Here is a 4,552-nt window from a genome sequence, read left to right as displayed (position 1 = left end):
ATCCGGAAGCACCGCATAGGGATCCTGATCGTCCACGCCGATCCGGCATTTGACCGTTACGGGCACCGAAGCAGCCGCCTTCATCGCCGAAACCGCCCGTTCCACGACCTCGGGCGTCTTCATCAGGCAGGCGCCGAACGTACCGGACTGGACGCGGTCCGCCGGGCAGCCGACATTGAGATTGATCTCGTCATACCCAAAATCGCTGCCGATCGCCGCCGCCTCCGCAAGCTTCACCGGATCGGACCCGCCAAGCTGCAGCACCGTGGGACGCTCCACCGGCGAAAAGCCCAGCAGCCTCTCGCGATCGCCACGCAGCACCGCATCGGCCACGATCATCTCCGTATACACCTGCCCGCGCGTCATCATCTGCCGATAAAAAAACCGGCAATGCCGATCCGTCCAATCGATCATAGGTGCCACAGCAAAACGGGAAGCCGCTGGAAACTCTCGTTTTTTAGTTTTTTCAGCCACTTATAGGAACTCTTTATCTGCCTCTTTATCTGCCTCTTTGCCGCTCATTCGGTGCCAAAGGCGTCAATCTCAACACCGGCCTGGGTACAAAGTGCCAAATAGACATCGTGTACCAAATCAGGAGATCACAAGGGGCTCGATCAGAACACGCAAACGCAAAGCTGGCAGCAGCAGCTGCCGTGCGCGCATGCGAGTGATGCGAGAGCGAACGTCCTATCATGAGACCAAGTCTTTTGCCAAACGCCCTGCCGCAACCCCTTGGAAAGAAGAGCGCGAAAGAGCTGGCCAAGCCTGGCGCGCTGGAGAAGTTAAACACGCGAGCCCCACCACCGTCCAAAGCCATCGAGCGCTATATTGAAGAAGCCTCAAAGAAATCGGACGCACGAAGGCACATGAAGCCCCGGGTGAGAAGCTCGGCAATGATACCTGGGTCGACCTCCCCGACCAAGCCATCCGTATCATCGACAGCATGCCCAAGCGTAAATCGGAAATATTCCCCTACTCCCCGGATGCAATCACAGCGAACTTCACGCGGGCTTGCAAGCTATTCGGAATTGAAGACTTGCACTTCCACGATCTGCGCCAGACGGAATTTCGCGCCTGTTCGAGATGGGCTGGAACATCCCGCATGTCGAAGCGGTCAGCGGACACAGGTCCTGGGTGAGCCTTAAACGCTATACGCACATCCGTGAGACCGGCGACAAATATACCACTTGGGCAGGCTTGCAACTCGCGAGCGGAAACGACTGAACGCTCGGTGGCTCATCGGTTTATCTCTTTGAGATAAGCCTGATGGGAAACCTTACGCGTCTGCTCCCTAAGCGTATGCCTGTTTGAGACGGCCGTTCGCGCGTCGCGCGGAGTCTGCCGACTTCATCTACCCCCTGTGCCTTTCACCGTGAGCAACGAACGGCAGGTCGTTCGGGCAAGCATCCGAACGGCTGGCATAGGCGAAGGCGGCCGCCCAAATTCGGCATTGACCTGAATCTTCGTTTTGAAGCACATGGTAATATATCACGCTGCAGAGCGGTTGCGGGAGGGCGCATCCATCTTAACTTGCTGCCGAACGCTCGACCCGTGGAGGCAGGTGACGTTGGCGAGATCGCCAAGCAAATGAGCCTAGTCGCGCAGGAATGTGCAGATCTTCAACTGCTATTTCAATCGGCGGCGTAGCGCTGCGTACGATATAGCGGCAAGGCTATCCGCGCGACATGGCCCTCGAAAAGGTCGTGGACGATGACGAAAAGCGGAATGCCTTCGGTCCCCGCACCGATGCCTTGAAACAGGCGCGCAACGAGAATCTGCGCGAGGGTGCATCCGAAACCTGCTAGGGTGAAGATCAAAGAGCCGGCCGGCAGCGCCTATAGCGCGACAATCTGGATGAGACGCTGGCGACAATCAGGATGAGATTCTATGTCGCGGCATTTTTGAGATTATCATCCTGATTGCCGCTGGCAAGATTTTCTTCGCCTGTTGTTTGTCGTTCCGCGTCAATCATGGGGGTGTTGTTGATTGTCGCGTATGAGGCAGGCCTGCCTCTCTTTCGTTTTGTCTCCATTGCGGTGCGCCGTCTGTAGCTTTCCACGTTCATCTCGAAGATGGTCGCATGGTGGACAAGCCTGTCGACGGCGGCGAGCGTCATTGCGGGGTCTGGGAAGACCTTGTTCCATTCGCCGAAGGGCTGATTGGCGGTGATCATGATGGACCGCCTCTCGTATCGCGCGGAGATCAGCTCGAAGAGGACGCTGGTTTCAGCCTGGTCCTTGGTGACATAGGCGAGATCGTCGAGGATGATCAGGTCGAACTTGTCCAGTTTTGCAATGGCGGCCTCGAGCTGCAGTTCCCTGCGGGCCACCTGAAGCTTCTGGACGAGATCTGTGGTTCTCGTGAAGAGCACCCGCCAGCCGTTCTCGATCAGTGTCAGGCCAATGGCGGCCGCGAGATGGGATTTGCCGCCGCCGGGCGGTCCGAACATCAGGACATTGGCGCCCTTGGCCAGCCAGCTGTCTCCCGCCGCCATGGCCATGACCTGTGCTTTCGAGATCATTGGAACGGCGTCGAAGTCGAAGCTGTCCATTGTCTTTCCGGGCGGCAGGTGCGCTTCGGCAAGATGGCGGGCGATCCTGCGGTGGGCGCGTTCGGCCAGTTCGTGCTCCGCAATGGCGGCCAGGAAGCGGGCGGCCGGCCAGCCCTCCCGGTCAGCCTGTTCGGCAAATTGCGGCCAGAGCATCTTGATGGTCGGCAGCCGCAGGTCGTTCAGCATGATGGAGAGGCGGGCCTCATCGACGGTATGGGCGTTCGTCATGCCGGTACTCCTGCTGCATCCGCCGTTTTGACAAGCGCTTCATAGCTGTCCAGAGACACGGATTGCACGGTGACGGCCGGCAGACTGCCTGCGTGCGGTGTGAACTTCCCTCGCAAGGCGACAAGGTCCGGAAGTCCACCGTCCCCGAGAACCCGGCTCAGCTCTCTGGCCAGTTCCGCCTCACAGCCGCGATCATGCGCCAGGGCAAGCAGTTCGACTGTGATCTTGCAGGCCTGCCGTTCGGGCAGCCGGTCGATGAGCGCTTCGAAGGCCCGGCGGTATTCCTGGCGCGGAAAGAGCTTGTCGCGATAGATCAGCCTCGACAGCGCCATGGGCTTTCTGCGCAGCGAATGGATGACATGGTGATAGTTCACGACCTGGTCATGCTTGCCGTTGGCCCTGGCCCGCCCTCTGGGCAGGGTCAGCAGGTGGGTGCCGCCGGTGAAGACCTCAAGGCGATTGTCGAACAGGCGCACGCGCAGCCTGTGCCCGATCAGGCGGGAGGGCACGGTGTAGAAGACCTTGCGCAAGGTGAAGCCGCCGGTGCTGGAAACGGTGACGATCACCTCCTCGAAGTCCGTGGTGCGGCGCGCGGGCAGCCCCTGCAGATAGGACCGTTCGGCTGCGATACGCTTGCCGCGGGCAGCATTGCGGCGCCCCACGATCTCGTCAATGAAGGCGCGGTAGCCATCGAGATCGTCGAAGTCGGCACTGCCGCGCATCAACAGCGCATCCCGGATCGCGCTCTTGAGATGGCCGTGGGCGCTTTCGATCGAGCCGTTCTCATGCGCCACCCCCTTGTTGTTGCGGGTCGGCGTCATCCGGTAATGGGCGCAAAGGGCGTCATAGCGCGTCGTGAGATCCGCCCGCGCGTCGGCATCGAGGTTGCGAAAAGCCGCCGACAGACTGTCGCTGCGATGGGAAGACGGCGCCCCGCCCACCGACCAGAGCGCATTCTGCAATCCTTCGGCCAGGGCGACAAAGCTCTCTCCGCCGAGGATGACATGGGCATGCTCGAAGCCCGACCACGGCAGGCGGAAGTGGTAGAGCAGGTGATCCAGGGGCTGACCGGCAATGGTCACGTCGAGCGCCCCCATGTCGGTAAAATCCGACAGTGCGAGCCGGCCGGGCTCGTGAACCTGTCTAAAGATCACCTCCTGTTCCTCGCCATGCACCGCCCGCCAGGCCCGGATCCGCCGTTCCAGCGTCCGGCGGATACCCGGCGACAGGTCAGGGTGGCGGCGCAGCATCTCCTCAAAAATTGCGACCGGCCGAAGACCTGGGGCTGATTGCAAAAGCGGGACGACTTCAGCGTCGAAAATGTGCTCAAGCGGGTCCGGGCGCCGCCGGCCTCGCGGCTGCGCCCTCTGCGATGGCAGTTGGGGATCTTTCGAAATGCGGTATCCGCTCGCCCGGCTCATCCCGGCCCTGGCCGCGGCGACTTCGATGGGGTGGTCCTGTCTCAGCTTCATGAAAAGTCTCGTCTGTTGATCGGTTACATGGCGCCCCGGCACAAAGATGGTTCTCCATTCCTGAAAACCACAAGCCTACCGGGCCGACCGCGATCACAGACCCCAAAAACGAGCGAAGCGTCGTGCGTGTGCCTCCGGTCGGGCTACGCCCTCCCTACGACACACGCACGACGCAACGTCTCATCCTGTTTGTCGCGGAATCTCATCTTGATTGTCGTGCCGCAGGCATGCGGCACTGACACTACGTGAACTCGAGCGGTATATCGCACTCGACATCGTCGGCTCCTATCATCAGTCGATC

3 protein-coding genes are annotated in these 4,552 nt (G+C 60.5%); all 3 read right to left on the bottom strand.

The annotated features are described in order from the left end of the window. The coding region (locus tag MK313_RS17870) for a tRNA-dihydrouridine synthase (RefSeq protein WP_287783535.1) at nt 1-414 on the bottom strand (414 nt) is incomplete at its 3' end. 1,471 nt (nt 415-1,885) lie between these two features. Further along, nucleotides 1,886-2,779 carry an IS21-like element helper ATPase IstB gene (gene istB / locus MK313_RS17865; protein ID WP_287783532.1) on the bottom strand — a complete coding sequence of 298 codons (894 nt, stop codon included), beginning with the start codon at nt 2,777-2,779 and terminating at the stop codon, nt 1,886-1,888. Continuing rightward, complete coding sequence (gene istA, locus MK313_RS17860; protein WP_287783529.1) at nt 2,776-4,251, bottom strand: IS21 family transposase; 1,476 nt, start codon at nt 4,249-4,251, stop codon at nt 2,776-2,778. The genes istB and istA overlap by 4 nt, the downstream gene beginning before the upstream one ends. Between the last annotated feature and the right edge of the window lie 301 nt (nt 4,252-4,552).

Origin of the sequence: Oceanibaculum sp. (genome assembly GCF_022449305.1) — a bacterium.
Taxonomy (GTDB): Bacteria; Pseudomonadota; Alphaproteobacteria; order Oceanibaculales; family Oceanibaculaceae; genus Oceanibaculum; species Oceanibaculum indicum.
The sequence above is the reverse complement of the archived record's forward strand: the minus strand, read 5'-3'. Positions and strand labels throughout refer to the sequence as shown.